At 42.7% G+C, this 22,696-nt stretch carries 18 protein-coding genes and 3 pseudogenes; 10 read left to right on the top strand and 11 right to left on the bottom strand.

The window, feature by feature from the left end; all coding sequences use genetic code 11:
* Window positions 1-180 precede the first annotated feature (180 nt).
* Window positions 181-1,299, top strand: a complete 1,119-nt coding sequence (locus BWD162_RS05155; protein ID WP_078705714.1) for a hypothetical protein — start codon at window positions 181-183, stop codon at window positions 1,297-1,299.
* Window positions 1,296-1,634, top strand: a complete 339-nt coding sequence (locus BWD162_RS05150; RefSeq protein ID WP_078705713.1) for a hypothetical protein — start codon at window positions 1,296-1,298, stop codon at window positions 1,632-1,634. Before BWD162_RS05155 ends, BWD162_RS05150 begins: the two co-directional genes overlap by 4 nt.
* Window positions 1,635-1,883: 249 nt before the next feature.
* On the opposite strand, the gene BWD162_RS05145 is transcribed toward BWD162_RS05150, so the two are convergent.
* Window positions 1,884-2,627: a creatininase family protein gene (locus BWD162_RS05145; protein ID WP_078705712.1), complete on the bottom strand. Its 744-nt coding sequence runs from the start codon at window positions 2,625-2,627 to the stop codon at window positions 1,884-1,886.
* A gap of 2,112 nt (window positions 2,628-4,739) precedes the next feature.
* Here BWD162_RS05145 and BWD162_RS05140 point away from each other — a divergent pair.
* The 4 genes from BWD162_RS05140 (at window position 4,740) to BWD162_RS05125 (ending at window position 15,150) form a co-directional block, all read left to right on the top strand.
* Complete coding sequence (locus tag BWD162_RS05140; protein WP_078705711.1) at window positions 4,740-7,451, top strand: right-handed parallel beta-helix repeat-containing protein; 2,712 nt, start codon at window positions 4,740-4,742, stop codon at window positions 7,449-7,451.
* A 2-nt stretch (window positions 7,452-7,453) separates the two neighbouring features.
* The gene (locus tag BWD162_RS05135) at window positions 7,454-9,229 is read left to right on the top strand and encodes a right-handed parallel beta-helix repeat-containing protein (RefSeq protein WP_078705710.1); all 1,776 of its coding nucleotides are present in this window, start codon (window positions 7,454-7,456) and stop codon (window positions 9,227-9,229) included.
* Window positions 9,226-11,700, top strand: a complete 2,475-nt coding sequence (locus BWD162_RS05130; protein WP_153300993.1) for a hypothetical protein — start codon at window positions 9,226-9,228, stop codon at window positions 11,698-11,700. Before BWD162_RS05135 ends, BWD162_RS05130 begins: the two co-directional genes overlap by 4 nt.
* A gap of 195 nt (window positions 11,701-11,895) precedes the next feature.
* Window positions 11,896-15,150: a right-handed parallel beta-helix repeat-containing protein gene (locus BWD162_RS05125; RefSeq protein ID WP_078705708.1), complete on the top strand. Its 3,255-nt coding sequence runs from the start codon at window positions 11,896-11,898 to the stop codon at window positions 15,148-15,150.
* Here BWD162_RS05125 and BWD162_RS05120 read toward each other — a convergent pair.
* Window positions 15,125-15,416: pseudogene (locus tag BWD162_RS05120) on the bottom strand (hypothetical protein); the annotation flags it as partial. The gene BWD162_RS05125 and the pseudogene BWD162_RS05120 sit on opposite strands and share 26 nt — an antisense overlap.
* Window positions 15,417-15,476: 60 nt before the next feature.
* Between BWD162_RS05120 and BWD162_RS05115 the strand changes: the two are divergent.
* Entirely contained in the window at window positions 15,477-15,791 is a 315-nt protein-coding gene (locus BWD162_RS05115; protein WP_078705707.1) for a type II toxin-antitoxin system RelE/ParE family toxin, read from the top strand.
* 16 nt (window positions 15,792-15,807) lie between these two features.
* Entirely contained in the window at window positions 15,808-16,104 is a 297-nt protein-coding gene (locus BWD162_RS05110; protein WP_010704172.1) for a HigA family addiction module antitoxin, read from the top strand.
* A gap of 241 nt (window positions 16,105-16,345) precedes the next feature.
* Here the strand turns inward: BWD162_RS05110 and BWD162_RS05105 are convergent, their stop codons facing one another.
* From BWD162_RS05105 to ssb, 7 genes and pseudogenes are all read right to left on the bottom strand, one after another.
* Complete coding sequence (locus tag BWD162_RS05105) at window positions 16,346-16,933, bottom strand: hypothetical protein (RefSeq protein WP_078705706.1); 588 nt, start codon at window positions 16,931-16,933, stop codon at window positions 16,346-16,348.
* A gap of 130 nt (window positions 16,934-17,063) precedes the next feature.
* A pseudogene (locus BWD162_RS05100) lies at window positions 17,064-17,931 on the bottom strand (N-6 DNA methylase); the annotation flags it as partial.
* 42 nt (window positions 17,932-17,973) lie between these two features.
* Window positions 17,974-18,474, bottom strand: coding sequence for a hypothetical protein (locus BWD162_RS05095; RefSeq protein ID WP_078705705.1), 501 nt, complete (start codon window positions 18,472-18,474; stop codon window positions 17,974-17,976).
* A 306-nt stretch (window positions 18,475-18,780) separates the two neighbouring features.
* Complete coding sequence (locus BWD162_RS05090; protein WP_078663354.1) at window positions 18,781-19,050, bottom strand: type II toxin-antitoxin system RelE family toxin; 270 nt, start codon at window positions 19,048-19,050, stop codon at window positions 18,781-18,783.
* Window positions 19,034-19,261 (bottom strand): type II toxin-antitoxin system RelB family antitoxin, encoded by a 228-nt coding sequence (gene relB, locus BWD162_RS05085; RefSeq protein WP_010703919.1) that lies wholly within the window; start codon window positions 19,259-19,261, stop codon window positions 19,034-19,036. Before relB ends, BWD162_RS05090 begins: the two co-directional genes overlap by 17 nt.
* Window positions 19,262-19,366: 105 nt before the next feature.
* Window positions 19,367-19,903, bottom strand: a complete 537-nt coding sequence (locus BWD162_RS05080; RefSeq protein ID WP_078705704.1) for a hypothetical protein — start codon at window positions 19,901-19,903, stop codon at window positions 19,367-19,369.
* Between the two features lie 32 nt (window positions 19,904-19,935).
* Window positions 19,936-20,366: pseudogene (gene ssb, locus BWD162_RS05075) on the bottom strand (single-stranded DNA-binding protein).
* 421 nt (window positions 20,367-20,787) lie between these two features.
* Here ssb and BWD162_RS05065 point away from each other — a divergent pair.
* Both BWD162_RS05065 and BWD162_RS05060 read left to right on the top strand, forming a co-directional pair.
* Window positions 20,788-21,096: a type II toxin-antitoxin system RelE/ParE family toxin gene (locus BWD162_RS05065; RefSeq protein WP_078705702.1), complete on the top strand. Its 309-nt coding sequence runs from the start codon at window positions 20,788-20,790 to the stop codon at window positions 21,094-21,096.
* A complete protein-coding gene (locus BWD162_RS05060; protein ID WP_078705701.1) occupies window positions 21,077-21,376 on the top strand; it encodes an addiction module antidote protein in 300 nt (99 codons plus the stop codon). Before BWD162_RS05065 ends, BWD162_RS05060 begins: the two co-directional genes overlap by 20 nt.
* 59 nt (window positions 21,377-21,435) lie before the next feature.
* Here the strand turns inward: BWD162_RS05060 and BWD162_RS05055 are convergent, their stop codons facing one another.
* On the bottom strand, window positions 21,436-21,711 hold the full coding sequence (locus tag BWD162_RS05055; RefSeq protein WP_078705700.1) for a hypothetical protein: 276 nt from the start codon (window positions 21,709-21,711) through the stop codon (window positions 21,436-21,438).
* Window positions 21,708-22,448, bottom strand: a complete 741-nt coding sequence (locus BWD162_RS05050; protein ID WP_078705699.1) for an antA/AntB antirepressor family protein — start codon at window positions 22,446-22,448, stop codon at window positions 21,708-21,710. The genes BWD162_RS05055 and BWD162_RS05050 overlap by 4 nt, the downstream gene beginning before the upstream one ends.
* Window positions 22,449-22,696: the final 248 nt, after the last annotated feature.

The raw sequence follows: 22,696 nt of genomic DNA, 5'->3' as shown, positions 1-22,696 counted from the left end.
CTTTGTATTTTAGGGCATTTTTAGAGAGCCTTTTGTTAATGTTTTATGTTTTTTTGTAAGGGGGTTTAAGGGGGGGCGTTTAGGTTTGTGGTAAGCCGTTCAGGAATGATTTTGTTTTTATCTTTTTTTATGAACAGTTTGTCTCTTTTAATCGGATTGGTTTAAAGAGGATGTAGGGTTATGGTTATGCGTCGTGTCTTAAAACATCATGTTTGTTTATGTGTCCTCTCAACGGCTATTGTGGCTGGGTTGGCTCTTATTACATCTCAAAAAGTATATGCTCAACAATTAAGGACGAATATGGGTAATTGTAATGGTAAGGCTGGTGTTGGTGATATGTTGCAGGGGTGGGATAGTTCTAGTGGGAAGATTGTGTGTGGCAGTGAGATTAAGACAAGGATGCTGACTGGTGAGAGAACAATAGATATGAGTGACCCTGATGATGATGAGGCTATAAAGATAATAGGGCCGAATACAGATATTACGATAGGAGATAATCTGCTGACGGTTAAAAATGGTGATAGGAGTGATAAATCGGCGATTAGGGTGGAACAGGGGGCGAGGCTGACGTTGAAGGAGAATGTTAGTATTACAGATGTGCAGAAGGTAATGGAGGTTGATGGTTCAGGGTCTGTGATTACGGTAAATGGGGGGACATTTGGGTTGAAGAATGCGATTGAGGCAGGGAAGGATGGGGGGAGGGTTATGATTGAGGTGAAGGATGAGGGGAGGGTTATTTTTGATAAGAGGGCGGTGGGGAGTCTGACTATTAGTGGGGGTATGGGAGCTATGACTACGGTAACGGGGATAGAGGTGAGTGGAACAGGGGGAGAGGTGGAGGTGAGGAAGGGAACGACAGTTAGTTTTACAGGGGTGAAAGAAGCGATAAAGATTAAGGGTAGTGCAGAAGCTACTGTAAGTGGAGGGGGTACTATAAATGTTACGGGAAGTGGGGGTGGGAGTACGGTGGTGAAGATGGAGGGCTCGGGGAAGGCTGATGTGATGAATCTGACTATTGATGGGAGTGGTACAGTAACGGGGGCTGAGGTCAGTAATGGGACGTTGATGATGAATATGGTGAAGTTGATGCAGGTCACAACAGGGGCAAAGGTAACAGGGAGTGGGACGCTGAAGGTGCTTGAGGGGACGATTACGGGAAAGGATGGAGCAGATACGGGGGTATCTGCGGGCGGGGAAAAGGTGACGTTGAATACGGTGGAGATTTCACAGGTCATGACGGGGGTGAATGCGGTGGCAGGCGAGTTGGTGATGAATATGGGGACGATTTTGACAAAGTGACGATTAAGGAAACTAATGGAAATGGCACGGGGGTACACGCAGAGGGAGGGAAGGTGACAATAATGGGGGGGGCGATAACAAATGTGCAAACGGGAATAGTTATGATGGGGAAGGGGACGTTGAAGGTGGAGGATAATACGACAATTAATTTTATAGGGGATGGGTATGGGGTAGGCGTGTGGGGATCGATGAAGAATACTGACTTGACAGAGGTACAGATTAAGGGAGAGGGAAGTGGTAAGGGGATTGGGGTGATAATGGCGGGTTCGGGGACGATGACGCTGACAAGAGGGTGGGGAAGGAGGTTAGTTTTAAAAATATGGCAAAAAATATAAGGATGTGAAATATTGCTAAATATGTTTTGGGGTAAAGTATTATGGGTGTACAATATTAGAACTCCCAATATTGTTTTTTAGATGGCCTTTTATAGGGTGATTGTTTTAATGTTTTTGTGGGATAAAACAGCAAAAATAGGAAATAGGTGTTTTATATGTTTGTATAAACGTTGATGCATTATTTAGTAATTACAAAAACGCTAGAGTACACTCTACCTTACGGTATATTTCGGATCTTTCTATACCGAATCATTGTAATGTACTTATTTTAAATTTATTTATATCATCGAGTAAATCACGAAGTCCGCAAAGAACATGAGAAAAAATTGCCTCACCTGCTTTGGGTGTTGCCTTACTTGCATTTCCTGCTCCTCCTCGTGGGTTAATATCACGCATTATCCATCCAAAAGCATGAGGTCCATAGGCACGTAAATATTGATAATTAGCGATCATATCAGCTTGCTTATTATAAAAATTTTCTGCTTGTTCCATTTGTACTTTTTCTGGAGCCAAATAGAGCATTAAGGAAGTTTCAATAAATCCTCCGTGAATATCAAGGTGGTGCTCAGATGGCTCTATTAAACCTTCCGGTAGACCAAAGCGATGCCAGCTTGTTGCCACTGCGAGCATTGAAAATCGTTTTCGTAATTCGGTAATGACAATACTCATTAAAGGTGAATTGCCTCCATGAGCATTTAGAAAAAGAAAACGCTTAATACCTTTACGGTAGCATCTTTCACCGATATTGATCCAACGTTTTATGGCGTCAGAAAAGGTGAGTGTTTGTGTGCCAGGAGTATCCATATGTTCTATAGAATAGCCAATTTTTTCTACCGGTAATAGTTTAATATGAAATTGTTCTTTTACTTGTAAAATGAGTGCTTTTGCAAAAGCTTCAGCAATAATCCAATCAGTTTCAAAGGGAAGGTGATTTCCGTGATATTCATGAGCACCTAAAGGTAAAAGAGCGAGAGAAAATGTATCAGATATCATAAATTCATTATCAAATAGAGAGTAAATAAATTGCAAAATGCATTCAATATAATGGAGTTATTTTTTAAAATTTTAATTCATATGTGCAAGAAAGGCAAACTATTTACTCGACTCTCTGATCAAGGTCTTATTTACAATATAAAATTTTAATTACTATAAATTGTCAATTGACATATCATGATACCCCCAGTATTGTTATATCGATACGATGATTAATTAAGGTTAGCACAAAGAAAATTCGTAAGCAAATGAATATAAAACGTCTTATTAGTGATATTCCAGAAAGTTTACATTGTTTGATTAAGGTAAATTGTGCAATTCGTAAGTCCAAAATGTATGTGAAGTATAAAAATTACTTTTAAAGAAATATAAAACTCGCAAACGTGCTCATAAATTTAAAAGATAACTAGTACAAGAGTTGATAAATGAGTATAAAAAACATAAAATGTTTGTAAATAAACTGGCACTAATGTTTTATTGTATTCATTTTTTACTTTTACAAAAGACCGAATGGCTTTGAAACAGAAGGAAATTTAGGATTAATTTCTAATTGAAATTAAATATATGGCACTATACTTTTTCATAATTATTTATGAGTAGTTCTAAAATTTCCATGGTAATAATGGTTTTGTTTAGCTCATGGTACAAAAACGATAAATAATAACTGTGTTAGTTCTAATATTGATCTGTACATCTTGAAAAAGAAGCGGTTTTATCTATTTCTCTACGTTTAGTAGTATGCTGTTTTTGTACCTGTTTGAATAAAATGCTATTTAATTTGTGCAACTATTCCCAATTTAATTATACAAGAAAATTCAAGTATTAATAACACATCACTTTATTCGGTTTTATACTAAATTTGTTTGAGTTAGTAATTTCATGAAAGATTAGTTTTTATTAAATATTGTTTTAATGTCTTCACCAAAGGTGCTAAATGTTTGTTGCGGGATTGTAATGATAGCAAAATTTTATTTTTCGTTTTGCCACACAATATTTGCTGTTGATAAGATTTGTGTGCAGAGTGAAAATAACCCAAAAAGAATATCTTTCAATGTTTGATTAATCAATAATGGATGTGGAAATGATCATATTTTTTGCACAGATGCTAAGAGATTAAATGCTTTATTTTCTTTCAAGTAATAAGCTGATGGCAAAAATATTGTTACTCCACTATCAATAACATATTACATCTTCTAATTTCTTATTTATATAGTGTTTAAATACTTGGTATTGGTCTTGTTATACTAGATTGCCAGGGCATTATTAAAAGCTAGTCATATTTAAAGAATCTGAAATATTACACCAACTTTTGTCACGAGAAGCGGTGCATATATAAGATGTTGAAGATGTCTTATTTACCGAGAAATTGTGTGGTTTGCGAAATACTTTATGCCATTACGTTTGTGATATTTGTTAAAACAGTAATTTTAGTTATTTTTTGATAGAGAGCGTGGTGTTGTGGCCTTTGTTTTTCGGTATGCTAAATTAAAGAAGTGGCCAATAGTTTTACGACAGTTTTAATTGAAATAGACGTTGTCAAAGAGTATGTAGCACTTTTTGTTAATCTTAGAAGTATCAATTTCTCGACGAAGTTTATGGTTTATATCTATAGAAGAAGCATTGGAGAAGAATAAAAATGTCAAGTTTTGATAATGTATATACGGTTGAGTAATTTCAGGAAAGTTGAAGGTTTGTTGCACAGCATTTGAGGAATGAATGGTTGATGTGAGTAAGGCAATATGAAAGTCATGTTGATACTTTATAAATGCATGCAGGTAGCTGGATTCTACCTTTTCTGAGTATGATAGTGTTTTAATCATGGAATTTTTGAACGTACGGTTTTTTTGTTTTTGTGTATGATTTATCGCGTAATTTTTAGGCGAGTTTGTTTTACGGTTTGTGTTTTATAGGTGTAGTCTTTTTGTTTTAGGCTTTGTGTTTTGGCGCATTTATTAGAGAGCCTTTTGTTAATGTTTTATGTTTTTTTGTAAGGGGGTTTAAGGGGGGGCGTTTAGGTTTGTGGTAAGCCGTTCAGGAATGATTTTGTTTTTATCTTTTTTTATGAACAGTTTGTCTCTTTTAATCGGATTGGTTTAAAGAGGATGTAGGGTTATGGTTATGCGTCGTGTCTTAAAACATCATGTTTGTTTATGTGTCCTCTCAACGGCTATTGTGGCTGGGTTGGCTCTTATTACATCTCAGAAAGTATATGCTCAAGCACAACAAAATTGTATGGGTTGGGTTGAGGATAGTCAGGTTTTAGCGAGGCATCATGATAAGAGGGAGGGGAAGATTGTGTGTGATAGTGGGATTAAGACAAGGACGCTGACTGGTGTGAGAACAATAGATATGAGTGACCCTAATGAGGGTGATGATGAGGCTATAAAGATAATAGGGCCGAATACAGATATTACGATAGGAGATGATAAGCTGACGGTTAAAAATGGTGATAGGAGTGATAAATCGGCGATTAGGGTGGAACAGGGGGCGAGGCTGACGTTGAAGGAGAAGGTTAGTATTACAAATGTGAAAAAGGTGATGGAGGTTGAGGGGAAAGGATCTGTGATTACGGTAAATGGGGGGACGTTTAGGTTGAAGGATAAGATTGGGGCAAGGAAGGATGGGGGGAGGGTTATGATTGAGGTGAAGAAGGGGGGAAAGGTCGTTTTTGATAAGAGAGGGCAGAGTAATGGGGGTGATCTGACTATTAGCGGGGGGGAGGGAGCTATGACTACGGTAACGGGGGTATTGATTAATGATGGGGGGGGAAGGGTGGAGGTGGAGGAGGGAACGACAGTTAGTTTTACAGGGGTGACAGAAGCGATAAAGATTAAGGGTAGTGGGACGGCTAATATAAGAGGAGAGGGAATTATAAATATTACGGGAAAGAGTACGGGGATTAAGATGGAGGGCTCAGGGAAGGCTGATGTGATGAGTCTGACTATTAATGGGAGTGGTACAGTAACAGGGGCTGAGGTATCAAGTGGGACGTTGGAATTGACTAAAGTGACGTTGAAGAATGTCACAACAGGGGCAAAGGTAACAGGGAGTGGGACGCTGAAGGTGCTTGAGGGGACGATTACGGGAAAGGATGGAGCAGATACGGGGGTATATGCGGAGACTTCGGAGACAGTCACGTTGACCAGTGTGAAGATTTCGGAATTTGCAAAAGGGGTGGAGGCGAAGAATGGGCAGTTGGTGATAAATGGTACGTCGACGATTACAGTTACAGATGGTGGGACGGGGCTTAATATAACGGGAGGGAGTGCTACTATGATGGGGGGATCAATTACGGGAACTGGGGGAGCTAGGAGTAGGAGTACGGGGGTATATGCGGGGACTTCGGAGACGGTCACGTTGAATACGGTGAATGTTTCAGGGGTGCAAACAGGGGTGGAGGCGATAAAGGGGCAGTTGGTGATAAATGGTACGTCGACGATTACGGTTACGGAGAATGGGACGGGGGTGAAGGTGGGGGGGACAGCGAAGAGTGCTACTTTGACAGATGTGACGATTAAGGTTGAGGGGAGTTATGGGACGGGGCTTAATATAACAGGAGGGAGTGCTACTATGACGGGGGGAGAGATTACGGGAACTGGGGGAGCTAGGAGTAGGAGTACGGGGGTAATGGTGGGGACTACGCAAACAGTCACGTTGACCAGTGTGGGTATTTCACAGGTCATGACGGGGGTGGAGGTGACAAAGGGGATACTGAAGGTAACAGAAGGGTCGATTGAAGGGAAGACCTATGGGGTGAAGGTGGATGGGAGTGGGAGGTTGGAGATGAATGGGGGGACGATTACGGGAGGGAGAAGTGGGACGGGGGTGTGGGTGCAGGGGAGTGGGACGGCTAAATTGACAAAGGTGAAGATTACGGGAGGGAGTCGGGGGGTGTGGGTGCAGGGGAATGGGAGGTTGGAGATGACAGAAGGGTCGATTGAGTTTACGGGGGCGCATGGGGTGTATGTGAGGGATAATGCGACGGCTAAATTGACAGAGGTGAAGATTACGGGAAGTGGAACGGGGGTGGAGATGAGGAGCTCGGGGACGATGACGTTGACCAGTGTCAATATTTCACAGGTACAAACGGGGGTGGATGCGGTGGCAGGGCAGTTGGTGATGAATATGGGGACGGTTGAGTTTACGGGGAATGGGTATGGGGTGAAGGTGTCGGGGACGGCGACAAGTGCTGAGTTGACAATGGTGACGATTAAAGGAAGTGGAAGTAGTCAGGGTACGGGTAAGGGGGTATATGCGGAGGGGAAAAAGGTGACGATGAGCAGTGTGGATATTTCAAATGTACGATTGGGGGTAGAGATGAAGGAGGGGGGGACGGGAACAATGACGATCACAGGAGGGTCGATGACAGATGTGCAAATGGGGATAAATATGGCGGGGGGTGAGAAGTTGGTGGTGAAGGGGGGGACGACAATTAATTTTACGGGGGGGTATGGGGTGAAGATACAAAATAATGTGACGGCTGAGTTGATGGGGACGGTGATTACGGGAAATGGGGGTGGTACGGGGGTAACTGCGATGGGGACGGGAAGTGTGACGATGAATATGGTGGAGATTTCAAAGGTACAAGTGGGGGTGAATGCGACTGGTGGAACGGTGACAATCACAGGAGGGTGGATAAGAGAGGTGCAAACGGGGATAGAGATGGAAAAGGGGACGTTGGTGGTGAAGGATGGGACGAGGATTGAGTTTACGGGGACACATGGGGTGAAGGTGGGAACAGCGGTGACAAGTGCTACTTTGACAAATGTGATGATTAGGGGAGAAGGAAAGGGTATGGGGGTACATGCAGAGGGGGGAATCTGACAGTGAAGGGAGGGTCGATAACAAATGTGCAAATGGGGATAGATATGGCGGGAAGTGGGACGTTGACGGTGGAGGATGGGACGAGGATTGAGTTTAAGGGGACGCATGGGGTGAAGGTGGGAGGATCGGTGACAAGTGCTACTTTGACAGGGGTGATGATTAGGGGAGATGGAAAGGGTATGGGGGTGTATGCGGGGGCAGGGAATCTGACAGTGAAGGGAGGGTCGATAACAAATGTGCTAACGGGGATAGATATGTCTGGAAGTGGGACGTTGACGGTGAGTGGGACAGAGATTCAGTTTAAGAATGGGCACGGGGTGAGAGTGGGAGAGAAGGTGACGAGTGCTACTTTGACAAATGTACAAATTAAGGGAACTGATGGAAAGGGTATGGGGGTACATGCAGAGGGGGGGAATCTGACAGTGAAGGGAGGGTCGATAACAAATGTGCTAACGGGGATAGATATGTCTGGAAGTGGGACGTTAAAGGTGGAGGATGGGACGAAGATTGAGTTTAAGGGGACACATGGGATAGGCGTGTGGGGGGATGTGACGGTTAGTTTGACAGGGACGAAGATTATGGGAGAGGGAAATGGAAGTGATGGGTCAAGTACGGGGATTGGGGTGATAATGGCGGGGAAAACGATGACGATGGATAAGGTGGATATTTCGGGGGTAGCAATGGGGGTATATGCGGGAAGTGGGAAGTTGGTGATAAGGGAGGGGACGACAATTAATTTTGCGAAAACTTATGGGGTGAAAGTGGGAGCATCGGTGACAAGTACTGAGTTAACAAGGGTGACGATTGTGGGAGAAGGAAAGGGTACGGGGGTGTATGCGGGGGGCAAAACGATGATGATCACAGGGGGGTCGATAACAAATGTACAAATGGGGATAGATATGGCGGGAAGTGGGACGTTAAAGGTGGAGGATGGGACGAGGATTAGTTTTAAAGGGACACATGGGATAGGCGTGTGGGGAGGAACAGCGACGGCTGAGTTGACAGAGGTAACGATTAAGGGAGAGGGAAAGGATAAGGGGATTGGGGTGATAATGGCGGGGAGCTCGGGGACAATGAAGGATGTACGTATTTCAGGGGTTGGTATGGGGGTGGAGGTAAAGGCAGGGAATCTGACAATCACAGGAGGGGAGATAAAAGAGGTGCAAACGGGGATAGCTATGATGGGGGATGGAAAGTTGACGGTGGAGGATAATACGACAATTAGTTTTACGCGGGGGTATGGGGTGAAGGTGGGAGGAATGGTGACAAGTGCTCAGTTGACAAAGGTGACGATTACGGGAACTGATGGAAAGGGTAAGGGGGTGTATGCGAAGGGTGGAACGGTGATGGTTAGTGGGGGGTGGATAAGGGGGGTGCAAACGGGGATAGATATGTCTGGAAGTGGGACGTTGACGGTGAAGGATGGGACGGTGATTACGGTTACGGAGAATGGGTATGGGGTGGGTGTGTGGGGAGGAACAGCGACGGCTGAGTTGACAGAGGTAACGATTAAGGGAGAGGGAGAGGGTAAGGGTACGGGGGTATATGCGGAGGGAGGGAATCTGACAGTGAAGGGAGGGTGGATAAGAGAGGTGGAGAAGGGGATCGTTATGATAGGGGATGGGATGTTGATGGTGAAGGATAATACGACAATTCATTTTACGCGGGGGTATGGGGTGTATGTGGGAGGAGGGGCGACAAGTACTGAGTTGAAGGATGTACAAATTAAGGGAGAAAAAAGTGGTTACGGGGTATATGCGGGGGGGAAGGAAGGGTGACGGTGAAGGGAGGGTCGATAAAAGAGGTGCAAACGGGGATCGTTATGATGGGAAAGGGGACGTTGGAAGTGAAGGATAATACGACAATTCATTTTACGCGGGGGTATGGGGTGTATATGGGAGGAGGGGCGACAAGTACTGAGTTGACAAATGTACAAATTAAGGGAGGGAGAAGTGGTTACGGGGTATATGTGAGTGGGGGAACGGTGATGGTTAGTGGGGGGTCGATAAAAGGGGTTTGGAAGGGGGTGGAGGTGTTGGCAGGGGATCTGACGGTGAAGGGTGGGACGACAATTCATTTTATAGGGGATGGAGCTGGAGTATATGTGGAAGAGAAGGTAAAGAGTGCTACTTTGACAAAGGTGACGATTAGGGGAACTGGGGGAGATGGGAGTACTGGGGTAATAATGGGGAGCTCGGGGACGATGACCGATGTGGATATTTCAAATGTACAATTGGGGGTAACTGCAATGGGTGGAGCGGTGACGATCACAGGGGGATCGATAAAAGAGGTAGAGAAGGGGATCGTTATGATAGGGGATGGGATGTTGATGGTGAAGGGTAAGACAGAGATTCAGTTTGAAAAGGGAGATGGGTATGGGGTGTATATGGAGGGATCGGTGAATGCTAGTTTGATGGATGTAACGATTACGGGAGAAGAAAAGAAAGGTACGGGAGTATATGCAGAGGGGGGGAAGGTGTGGTTGGATAAGGTGAAGATTTCAGAGGTTGAAAAGGGGATAAGGGTGAGTGATGGAAGGTTGGTGATGACAGAGGGGTCGATAACAAATGTGCAAACGGGGATAGTTATGTCGAAGGGGATGCTCGATTTGTATAAGATAGGTGTAAGAGATGTCGATAAAGGGATAACTATCGAAAACGGGGATGTGTACATGGAAAAAGGATCAATAGAGTTTGATGGAGAGCACGGCATTCATCTCAAGCAGGGGAATGTTGATTTAAGGGGTGTCAGCATGACTTATACGGGTGAGGGTTCTGATGACGTTGACAGGAGGGTCGGTAAAAGGGGGAGTAACGCTAACTTCATCAATGTTGAAGGGGGAACAGTTTTGGCATTGGGTGTGACTATCAATGGAAATGACAAGGGGCAGGGCTTAAAGGTTACAAAGAGGGGAACAGTGGGGTTGAAAAATACAACCTTTGCTAATGTGAGAAGTGGTATGTCTATCACAGACGGATCTGTGCTTATGTTTGGTGGGGGTATTACTTTTAAGGGAGGGCACGGCATCAGTGTATCAGGGGGACAGGCCTTGTTAAATGGTTTCAGCATTATGGGATCTGATAATGGCACAAGCACGGGGGTTGGGATAAGTAACTTGGGAAAAGTAATGATGAAGGGAGTAGATATTTCAAAGGTTGGAATGGGGGTACGAGTAGTAAGCGGGTTGCTGATGATGGACAAAGGATCCATTACTTTTAAAGGAGAGCACGGTATCAATCTTATTCTAGGGCAAGCCATGTTAAATGGTGTTAATATTATAGGACCTGGTGGTAATAAGGGTACGGGGGTAGAGATGAGTTATGGGCAGTTGTGGATGACTGGTACTACCTTGAGGAATGTCGCAAAAGGGATGACTATTACAGATGGATCTGTACGCATGGAGGGAGGATCGATAGAATTTGAAGGAGAGCACGGCATCGATCTTATCCAGGGTCAGGTTGCTTTAATGGTGGTCAAAATGACTTATCGAGGAAACAATCCTACGGCTGATTTCATCAAAATTACCGGAGAGGATACTACAAATGCTGTGAAGAGGATCTATCCTGAAAAGAGGGCTGTAGTCGTTGCAGCAAATCTAACAATCAACGGAAATGGTCATGGGCAGGGCTTGCATGTAATAAGGGGTGGACGGGTTGTATTGATGAAGCCAACTTATACTGATGTTTACAATGGGATGACCATTAAAGAGGGTGCTGTACAGGTACTGGGTGGGGAGATGACTTTTAAAGGAGAGCATGCTGTCTATCTTAATCGGGGCCATGCTTTGTTAACTAATGTCGCTATGAAGTATACAGGAGATAATGACAAGAGTACTTTCTTAAAGGTCGAGGCAAAAGGAAATGCTCTAAATACAGCAGATATTAGGGGGACGGGCATTAAAATCGAGGGAAATGGTCATGTACAAGGGGTTCATGTGGAAAATGGGGGGCGGGTGATGTTAGAAAGTGCGGTCTTTTCTAATATCAAAAATGGGGTTACTGTGTTGAATGGTGAATTCTGGATGAAGAAGGGGGAAATTGAGTTTAAAGGAGAGCATGCTGTCAGTCTTTCAACGGGGAAGGTCGTGCTCAATGGCGTTATTATGAACTATGGGGGTGATAGAAGGGTAAAGAGGGGTGCTAACTCTACAAAATTCATCAAAGTCGAAGGAAAAGGTGCAAATCTTACCGCAGTCAAGGTGATGATCATTGGTAATGATAACGGACAGGCGGATGGTTTGATGGTGTAGTCTTTTTGTTTTAGGCTTTGTATTTTAGGGCATTTTTAGAGAGCCTTTTGTTAATGTTTTATGTTTTTTTGTAAGGGGGTTTAAGGGGGGGCGTTTAGGTTTGTGGTAAGCCGTTCAGGAATGATTTTGTTTTTATCTTTTTTTATGAACAGTTTGTCTCTTTTAATCGGATTGGTTTAAAGAGGATGTAGGGTTATGGTTATGCGTCGTGTCTTAAAACATCATGTTTGTTTATGTGTCCTCTCAACGGCTATTGTGGCTGGGTTGGCTCTTATTACATCTCAAAAAGTATATGCTCAAGTACAGGAGACGAAGAATTGTATGGGTTTGGTTCAGGATAGTCAGGGGTTGTTGTCGAGGCATCATGATGAGGCTAAGGGGAAGATTGTGTGTAACAGTAGCAGTGGGACAAGGGTGCTGGAGGGTGAGAGAACAATAGATATGAGTGACCCTGATGAGGGTGAGGAGGCTGTGAAGATAACGGGGTCGGAGGCGAATATTACGATAGGAGATAATCTGCTGACGGTTACGGATAGTAAGAGTAGTGATAAATCGGCGATTAGGGTGGAAGAGGGGGCGAGGCTGACGTTGAAGGAGAATGTTAGTATTACAGATGTGCAGAAGGTAATGGAGGTTGAGGGTTCAGGGTCTGTGATTACGGTAAATGGGGGGACATTTGGGTTGAAGAATGCGATTGAGGCAGGGAAGGATGGGGGGAGGGTTATGATTGAGGTGAAGAAGGGGGGAAAGGTCGTTTTTGATAAGAGAGGGCAGAGTAATGGGGGTGATCTGACTATTAGCGGGGGGGAGGGAGCTATGACTACGGTAACGGGGATAGAGGTGAGTGGAACAGGGGGAGAGGTGGAGATGAGGAAGGGAACGACAGTTAATTTTGAGAGGGTGACAGAAGCGATAAAGATTAAGGGTAGTGCAGAAGCTACTGTAAGTGGAGGGGGTACTATAAATGTTACGGGAAGTGGGGGTGGGAGTACGGTGGTGAAGATGGAGGGCTCGGGGAAGGCTGATGTGATGAGTCTGACTATTAATGGGAGTGGTACAGTAACAGGGGCTGAGGTATCAAGTGGGACGTTGGAATTGACTAAAGTGACGTTGAAGAATGTCACAACAGGGGCAAAGGTAACAGGGAGTGGGACGCTGAAGGTGCTTGAGGGGACGATTACGGGAAAGGGTACGGGTACGGGGGTATATGCGGGCGGGGAAAAGGTGACGTTGAATACGGTGGAGATTTCACAGGTCATGACGGGGGTGGAGGCGATAAAGGGGCAGTTGGTGATAAATGGTACGTCGACGATTACGGTTACAGATGGTGGGACGGGGCTTAATATAACGGGAGGGAGTGCTACTATGATGGGGGGATCAATTACGGGAACTGGGGGAGCTAGGAGTAGGAGTACGGGGGTATATGCGGGGACTTCGGAGACGGTCACGTTGAATACGGTGGAGATTTCACAGTTCATGGCGGGGGTGGAGGCGACAAAGGGGCAGTTGGTGATAAATGGTACGTCGACGATTACGGTTGAGGGGATGTATGCGTATGGGGTGAAGGTGTCGGGAAGTGCGACGGCTGATTTGACAAGGGTGGGGATTACGGTTACGGGGATGTATGGGACGGGGCTTAATATAACAGGAGGGAGTGCTACTATGACGGGGGGATCAATTACGGGAAGTGGGGAAGCTGAGAGTACGGGTACGGGGGTGAAGATGGATAGCTCGGGGACAGTCACGTTGAATACGGTGAATGTTTCAGGGGTGCAAACAGGGGTGGAGGCGACAAATGGAAAGTTGGTGATAACAGGAGGGTCGATTGAGGGGAAGACGTGGGGGGTGAAGGTAACAGGAGGGAATGCTACTATGACGGGGACGACGATTACGGGAGAGAATGGGACGGGGCTTAATATAACAGGAGGGAGTGCTACTATGACGGGGGGATCAATTACGGGAAAGGATGGAAATCAGGGTACGGGGGTAATGGTGGGGACTTCGCAAACAGTCACGTTGACCAGTGTGGGTATTTCACAGGTCATGACGGGGGTGGAGGCGATAAATGGGCAGTTAGTGATAAATGGTACGTCGACGATTACAGTTACAGATGGTGGGACGGGGGTGAAGGTGTCGGGAAGTGCGACGGCTGATTTGACAAGGGTGAAGATTACGGTTACGGGGATGTATGGGACGGGGGTGTGGATGGAGGGGAGTGGGACGGCTAAATTGACAGGGGTGACGGTTACGGGAGGGAGTCGGGGGGTGTGGGTGCAGGGGAATGGGAGGTTGGAGATGACAGAAGGGTCGATTGAGTTTACGGGGGCGCATGGGGTGTATGTGAGGGATAATGCGACGGCTAAATTGACAGAGGTGAAGATTACGGGAAGTGGAACGGGGGTGGAGATGAGGAGCTCGGGGACGATGACGTTGACCAGTGTCAATATTTCACAGGTACAAACGGGGGTGAATGCGGCGGCAGGGCAGTTGGTGATGAATATGGGGACGATTACGGTTACAAATGGGGGGACGGGGGTGAAGGTGTCGGGGACGGCGACAAGTGCTGAGTTGAAGGGGACGCAGATTAAGGGAAATGGGGGTGGTACGGGGATAACTGCGGCGGGGACGGGAAATGTGACGATGACCAATGTGGATATTTCAAAGGTACAATTGGGGGTAGAGGTGAAGAAGGGGACGGGAACAATGACGATCACAGGAGGGTCGATAAAAGAAGTGAAGTGGGGGATAAATATGGAGGGGGGTAAGAAATTGGTGATGGATGGGGGGACGACAATTAGTTTTACGGATGGATATGGGGTGAAGATACAAAATAATGTGACGGCTGAGTTGATGGGGACGGTGATTACGGGAAATGGGGGTGGTACGGGGGTAACTGCGGAGGGGACGGGAAATGTGACGATGAATATGGTGGAGATTTCAAAGGTACAAATGGGGGTGAATGCGACTGGTGGAACGGTGACAATCACAGGAGGGTGGATAAGAGAGGTGCAAACGGGGATAGATATGATAGGAACTGGAACGTTGACGGTGAGTGGGACAGAGATTCAGTTTAAGGAGAATGGGTATGGGGTAGGCGTGTGGGGGGATGTGACGGTTAGTTTGACAGGGACGAAGATTATGGGAGGGGGAAGTAATGGGGCGACGGGGATTGGGGTAATAATGGCGGGGAAAATGATGACGATGGAGGATGTACGTATTTCAAGGGTAGCAATGGGGGTATATGCGGGAAGTGGGACATTAGAGATAAAGGAGGGGACGATTAGTTTTGCGAAAACTTATGGGGTGAAGGTGGGCGGATCGGTGACAAGTACTGAGTTAACAAGGGTGACGATTGTGGGAGAAGGAAAGGGTACGGGGGTGTATGCGGGGACTGCAAAGAAAGTGACGTTGAATATGGTGGAGGTTTCAGTGCAACTTGCATTCTCTTAAGTTTTATCTCGTATTCATTAGCTCCTTCTATAGAGGACTGCTTTGTCTTTGTGCGAGACTTTTCCATCATCGCCCACAACATAGGCTCGCTTGGTGGGATTCTCATTCCATAGAGCTGTGGCTAATTCTTCATTGATAGAACCGTCATCATAAAGTGCGTCATTAAATTTCCCCATCTTAAAACGAGAAACAACTGCATTAGGATAAACGCCCATCTTCTTTGCAAACGCTCGAGCTGACAATCCTTCTCTATTCTTTTTATTCATGTTTTACCGTGATTGAATATTTTTTATTATTGATTTTTTCTTTTAAATTAGTATCATGTAATGATACGTAAATTAATGAATGAAAGTGACCTGATGATTGAAACCTTTGCAGATAAGCGATGTAAAGACCTTATGGAAGGTAAGCTACCGAAAGGTTTTCCAGTGGCTTTGATGCGTATAGTTCAAAGAAAATTATTTATGCTCGATAAAGCAGTTAATCTTAAAGATCTACGTAGCCCTCCGGGAAATCGCTTAGAAGCATTGAAAGGTAATCGCCGTGGTCAATATTCTATCCGTATCAACGACCAATTTCGTATTTGTTTTGAGTGGCATTTTAACGGTGCTTATAAAGTTGAAATTGTAGATTATCATTGATTCGTAGGAGTTTGAGATGAAAAATTACATAGCGATCCATCCCGGAGAAATTCTACGGGAAGAATATTTAAAAGAATATGCCCTTTCTGCTTATGCTCTTGCTAAAGCATTGAATGTTCCACGTACCCGGATAGAGCGTATTGTTGCTGAAAATAGCCCTATAACTCCTGATACAGCGCTAAGATTGGCCTATTTTTTTGATACCACAGCTGAGTTCTGGCTTAACATGCAAGCTGCTTACGATGTTAATGTACTACAAACTGAAAAAGCTGACGAATTTGCTAAAATAGATAAATTTAAACAAATGGCTTAGAGACTATCCCGTTATAAAATAGAAACATTGTACAATGCACGCATATAAATTGTTATTTATCAATAGGTTATGTGTACAATGTACAGTTATTTGAAAATTCTGTCGCTAGCGATATGTTGCGCTTGATTGCCCCGCAACACACCTACCCCACTGGAAAGTACCTTTTAAAAACTTTTCTTCCGATAATTTGGTTTGAAACATTAAAATCATCATCATATGCTTTGTATGTAATTGGTATGGTTTAAGAGCGTGGGACCTTTTGATTAACCATATATTCTTGCCGAGCAATTTGGCTCTGTATATTTTTGGTTAGTCTCTCACGGGCATGGTGTTCAATAGAACTTGAGACCTTTGGTTTAGACATGACGTAAGCAATCGAGGTACCGTCTTGTTTTGCAATGGGGAACTTATCTCCACTTGTTCTCATAAAGACATGTCCGCCCATTTTTAAATCGACACGCTCTGGAAATTTCCCTCCTCGGATAAAACCATGGGGCATGACTTCTCTTTTGCCGAAGATTTTATAAATCACGCCACGTTTCGTTTCCCTTGTCTTAAAAATCTTAAGAGGGAGTAGAGAAGCTGAACCAATGATATCCGCTTCAAGAAATTTAGCTGTGGCTTTACCGCTAATGTAGACACCTTTCTTAACACGCTTTGGTGGAATTGAAGCATCCTCTGCAACTTTCTTTTCTGCAAAACGCTCAACCTGCTTTGCCGTAGTGTTAATAGCATTACGCAAAGCCCAATGAAGACGTGGAGCTTGAAGACTCGTAAAAGTATTTTCTGCCTGTTGCAGATACCACTTGGCATGGATCTTTAACCCCAAAACCTAATCCTTTTTAGTGTAGAGTTTTTTGAGTATCTTTGACTTCTCTCATTTCCAATTTTGGAAGATTATGAACAATTTTCATTGTTTCTAAACTTACAGTAATCACCCGTTGAAACAATTCTAAGGGGTAAGCAGGATTGCTAATAATGACACAAATATCTTGTTTTTCCTGACGTGACTGACATTTACTGTTTTGCTTTATTCAAATCACTCATCTGATCTTTTCCCTGCTCATAAAGCTGGAATGTATCGGTTAAACAAAGCCCCTCAAATGGCACATAATCTCCACCCATAATGCTATGATATGTGGCTTCAATATTAATACCCGCGATATAGTATGCTAATGGTACTATTTCATTGGCATAAATCTCATGACGGAACTTATATTCCATCTCCTCTTTTTTAATCAGTCCAGATTGTAAAAGTCGTGTGATAAAAGTTCCCGTTCCCGTAAACGGGTCCATAATCTTAACACCAGGTGAACCAAGTGTTTTGCCAAATTCAGTTTGTAATACTTCATCGACTGAGTGAATAATAAAATCTACAACCTCAATAGGAGTGTAGACAATACCCAGTTTTTGAGCAGTGCGTGGAAATGCATAACGGAAAAATTTTTCGTAAATCTCTAAAATCAAGTTTTGCTTTTCTTGTGGATCGGTAAGTCCACTGGCCCGTAATTTTACACCAGCGTAAAAGCTTTCAAGATCTTTAGATTCTTGCTCAAAGTTAGCTTTCTTAAGCGCATCAAGCACACGTTGTATAGCACGTGACACAGGATTTTCACGAGTAAACTGATATTCTTCAAACAACACTTTAAACACAGGAAGCATGATAATATGCTGTGCAAGCATTTCAATCGCATCGCCTTCTGTGGTCGTGTTATTTAAATCATCACGCAATTTTGCTAAGAAACTGTCAAAAGCTTGCCGTACTTCAGTATTTGGCTCTGCTAAAATGCTTGTTAAGCGCGTGATATAATTTTTAACAGTTTCAGCAAAGCGTTCAACTTGCTTTGCATGGCTATTTGACTTCACAGTTTAAGCCTTTTTAGTCGTACGCGTCGAGGATTTAGAAGTTTTTGCTTTTGGAGATTGTTTGTCGGTTTTTATAGACGTTTGCTCAATTTCTTCAGTAGTCTGTTCAGTATCTTGAGTATCTCCATCTGTAGAGACCTCTTGCTCATGAGACTCTTGTATAGAAACCTCTTGCTTACCAAGCTCTAGTTTTTCATCAACAGCTTGTTCAACTTCTTCAACGACCTGTGTAACCTCTTGAGTACTGATATCTACAGAGATCTCTTGTTCATCAGGTTCTGGTATAGAAACCTCTTGTTCATTAGGTTTAGGTTTTTCATTAACGGTTTGTGATAGCCATTGTTGATAAAGCTTAGCAGCACCAGCGCGTTTGAGACGATCATAAACCTGATAAGAAACCTCAACGAATGGGTTACTTTTTGTGGAAGGCTCAAAACGAACGGTTGCTTTGTTATCACCAAGAACACACATAGGTCTTGTGATGACCACTTGTACTTTTTCCATGGGTTATTCCTTTGGAGAAACTGAGATATAAAAAAACCTCACTCTCAGGAGGAAAGAAGAGTGAGGTTAATAAGTGTATGTCAATAAATAGGAGTGACTAAATTTGAGTTGTTTAATAAAAAACCCTGCATTCACAGGGCTTTCAGAAACTTTAACAACAAGAAAAATTCACATAATTCTGTAATTTTAGGCGCAGCAATGTCATTAAATACTATTTCTCCCCTCATGTCAACTAAAAAATCATAATCTGGTATTTTTTATTTCAATCAACCTAAATATGGTACTTTCTAAGCGCAAATGATTATTTTAGTTTTTATATATATTTTTTCTATGTCCCACAGCCAAAACCAAGACCAAAAGCTCTTTATCGTGGAGATCACATAATATCCTGTAATCTCCCACACGATATCTCCACAAACCTGATAATGGACCTTTCAAAGGCTTACCCACTACACGCACATCTTCAAGCAGAGCAATGTGCTTATCTAAAAAATCAACAATCCGTCGTGCTTCTTTTTTATCACATTTTTTTAAAAAATTGAGAGCCTTTTTTTCATATCTAATCGTCCAAGCCAAGCTCTTTCCTCACCTCTTCAGAGCTATAAAAAGTAGCATCTCCCTTTCGAACACGTTCTCTTACTTGTGAAGCTAAATAATAATCCTCAGCTTCCTCTATTCCCTGTTCAATAATCTCACGCAAATAAAAAGACTTTGTACGTCCTGTTTTAAGGGCTAAATTATTCAAACGCGTTTCAAGATCACTTGGCAATCGAATAGATATTGTCATAGCATATTCCTCACCTCTTGTGTTCATTGTAATACAAGTATAACGCATTGTACAGAAAAACGTTTTACGTCATGTCTTTTTTTTCGAAAGTTTGTGTATCTTATTTTAACGCTTTTGCGAAAAAAACTTATGAAGAGCATTCAGAGCAATGTATAGAGAACTGACAAGATGTTCTAGTTGTTGGTCTTCTATAACGATATACTGTAACGCAGCGTGAAGGTTATACTGACGATATAATCCTTGTGCTTCTCTAATAACGTCTCGCACAGCTTCATAACGATCAGTTGTTATTTCAACCCACTTCTCAAGGCCATCTTGATTGCGATTAGAAGCTACATCGTCATGGACTGTCCCCGGCAATCCTTTCGCACACCGATAATCATTTCGCACTTGAATATACTGCTGTGATGCATCATACTGATCTTGATTAATCTTTTTTTCCAATAAATATAACCGCCCTACATAAGTGCCCATAAGCGGGTTTTTCGCATCTTGAATACTCGCCCCATAACGCTTGCCACGCATTTCAAGTGTCTGTTGATATGAAGACTTATCAGGCTTTTTTGCACGTGAAATACGTCCATTGGGTTCTCTTATTTGACCAGATATTCTAGGCCTTCCCCTTTTTTTCCGTTTCTTCATAAATTAACTTTTCTAATTAAAATGGGATTCTGTCATTCAAAGTTGTTTCTAACAGACTCTCGACCATCGCTCTCCCATGACATTGTTTGCTTTTGAACAATCATGTCAGGATCAGACTTTTGAACACTATCAAGGATCTTCAATTCACCCCTATATTGCGGCAAGACAATTTCTGTTGTGTAGTGTGTTTGCCCATTTTTATCTTGCCATTTACGCGTCTGTAATTAACCTTCAATGTAAACCTTGGAATCTTTACTCAAATATTGCAGCGCAACCTTTGCAAGATGGGGATTAAAACAACGATAGAATGTCACTCTGTTTTATTTATTCTTTGAGAAGTTGTTTTATCTGTATAACTTTGAGAAGTGCCTATACGGAAATTTGCCACTTCTACTCCAGAAGGCATTGTTCTGCTTTCTGGATCGGTACCCAAATAGCCGATTAAAATTACTTTATTAAGCATGTTTTATATCTTTTCTAAGGAAAATAATTGAAATGAAATACGGATATGAAAAGCTATTTTTACTATAGCATAACATAGTCCATTTTTCCAAAGAAAAAACAGCATAAATTATTGAAAATAAACAGTTTATTGTCAATATTATTAGTGCGTAAATACTGTTTTGTGATATAATTTCATTCGTTTGGTTCTAAGCAAATTATGGACAAGCGCAATCAACTTTTTTTAGACAGAAAACGCATTGCAATTACTTGTTTTGAAGCTAATGTATGCATGTGTCATAGAAGGCAAATTGCACTCGCTCTCTCCAAACTGCCTCAGTGGAAATACATAAAAAACATATTTGACGAAATAAGAAAATGTGCTGTCATTGGAACAAAAGATTGTGTTTGACATTATCTTTTACGTCGCTTAAAAACTACATATGTTTATTATTAAGAAAACTCTGCATTTTACTAAGTGGTTAAATTCCTTAAAAGACAGACAAGCACAAAAGAAAACTGCTGCACGTATTTTGCGTCTTGAATATGGTCTTTTTGGTGATGCTAAATATTTCCACGGTATTGGAGAATTAAAAATAAATTATGGTCCCGGTTATCGGGTTTATTTTATAAAACAAGGGCAAGAAATTATTCTACTCCTTAATGGTGGTGATAAATCTACCCAACAAAAGGATATCGAAAAAGCCTTGCGAATAGTAAAAGAGGTCAATGATGAAAATAACACCCTTTGATGCTAGCGAGTATTTTAAAACTCCTGAGGATTTTAAAGAATTATTACAAGATGCGTTAGAAACTCAAAATAGTGGCTATGTTTTACATGTATTGGGCATTATTGCGCGCAAACAAGGAATGACAACCGTTTCCAACAAAACAGGTTTAAATCGAGAATCTCTTTATCGCTCTTTAAGCGACAAAGGTGATCCTAAACTCTCAACCTTTCTTAATGTTTTGAGTGCCTTAAATTTGCAAATTAGCCTAACACCAACCCAAAATGAAGAACACACATCTTGAGAAAAAGCTTAAAGATCCTCTCCCCATCTTTAAAGATAGGAAGGGGAGTGTGGTTTATTTTATAGCTGATAAGATACTCCATCTGAACATGGACTATAAGCTTTCAACAAAGGATCCAATGTTCGGGGAAGTTCTGAATTGCCAAAACCTGTAAGAACTGCCAGTATCTTGAGAGTATCTGGAGTTTCTTTTTGAAGCTTTGCAATTAAAGCTTTTTCTATTACGTCCATAATTTCAAGCAGAGCAATACAGTCTTCTTCAGCATTTTTACCATTGATAAACTGAAAAAAGGACATCCATAAATCACATAAAAAGTCGACACTGTTACTACTCATTGCACACCTCCATGGAATTGTTCTCTTAGGCATGCCAATCCTTTGACTGTGATTTTTGCACTGGAAACGCTCATTTTTGTTCCGTCTGATTTTTGAATGGGGTGGATTACACAATCCATTAATCCTCTATTGATTTTATCCTGACAAGGTAACAAAGGCCCACCCGGAAAGTTACGATAAGCCCACTTATGAAACTGTAAGTGCTTAGTAAAATCTGTGGGACGTACATCTAACATTTTTGCAGCTTCATATAAAGCAAACAGACCGTCAGAGCGTTTTAAACTTTCAAGTGCTTCTGCTTTTGGTTTAAGTGTTTTAACCTCAGTTCTTAAATCCTCCAATTGTGTAATGCTCTCTAAAAGAAGCTGTCTAATTGTAAGAGGATTCTGCAAAGCACTTACGAGGTCTAAAGGCTGTTTTGCTTTTCGTTCGCATTCGATGAAATACTGACGAGCTTGCTTACCTTTTTCATTACGTTCGACCATGGCAAGTTCTTTCGCCATGTCTAAAGTAATAGCGTAATCCTTAGAAGGACGGCCTCCTTGGGGGTTTTTCCCAAAATCGGGAAAAACTATAAAGTCTCTGTTTTCAACGAATTCATATTGATTAATACGTTCAGTAATCCAATCCGCAAACTTTTTACCGACTTCCAAAAACACATGCAACTCACGTGCGTTGACCGTTTGAACAGTTTCCTGCCCAACAGTCTGTTCTGATATTGTTATGAGAGTATTCATAATGAACTCCTTGGTAATAAACGTTTTTGATTGACACTCAAAAAGAGCGCCGGGTGCTGAAAAACACGGTACCAAGTCCGTCGTTATGCTTTCCCCATAAGGGTCTTGTATCGCATAACTACACCCGACGAGGTCATTATATGCAACATGCATACAATGAGTCAAAGCCTTATAATATGTGCGGAAGACTGATTATTTCGGCAACCAATCCGCTTGGTATTTTAAGGTGTTTTTCAAGCACCTGGCCC

Source organism: Bartonella sp. WD16.2, from assembly GCF_002022505.1.
Taxonomy (GTDB): Bacteria; Pseudomonadota; Alphaproteobacteria; order Rhizobiales; family Rhizobiaceae; genus Bartonella.
Note: the sequence above shows the minus strand (reverse complement) of the source record. Positions and strands in the feature narration are given on the sequence as shown.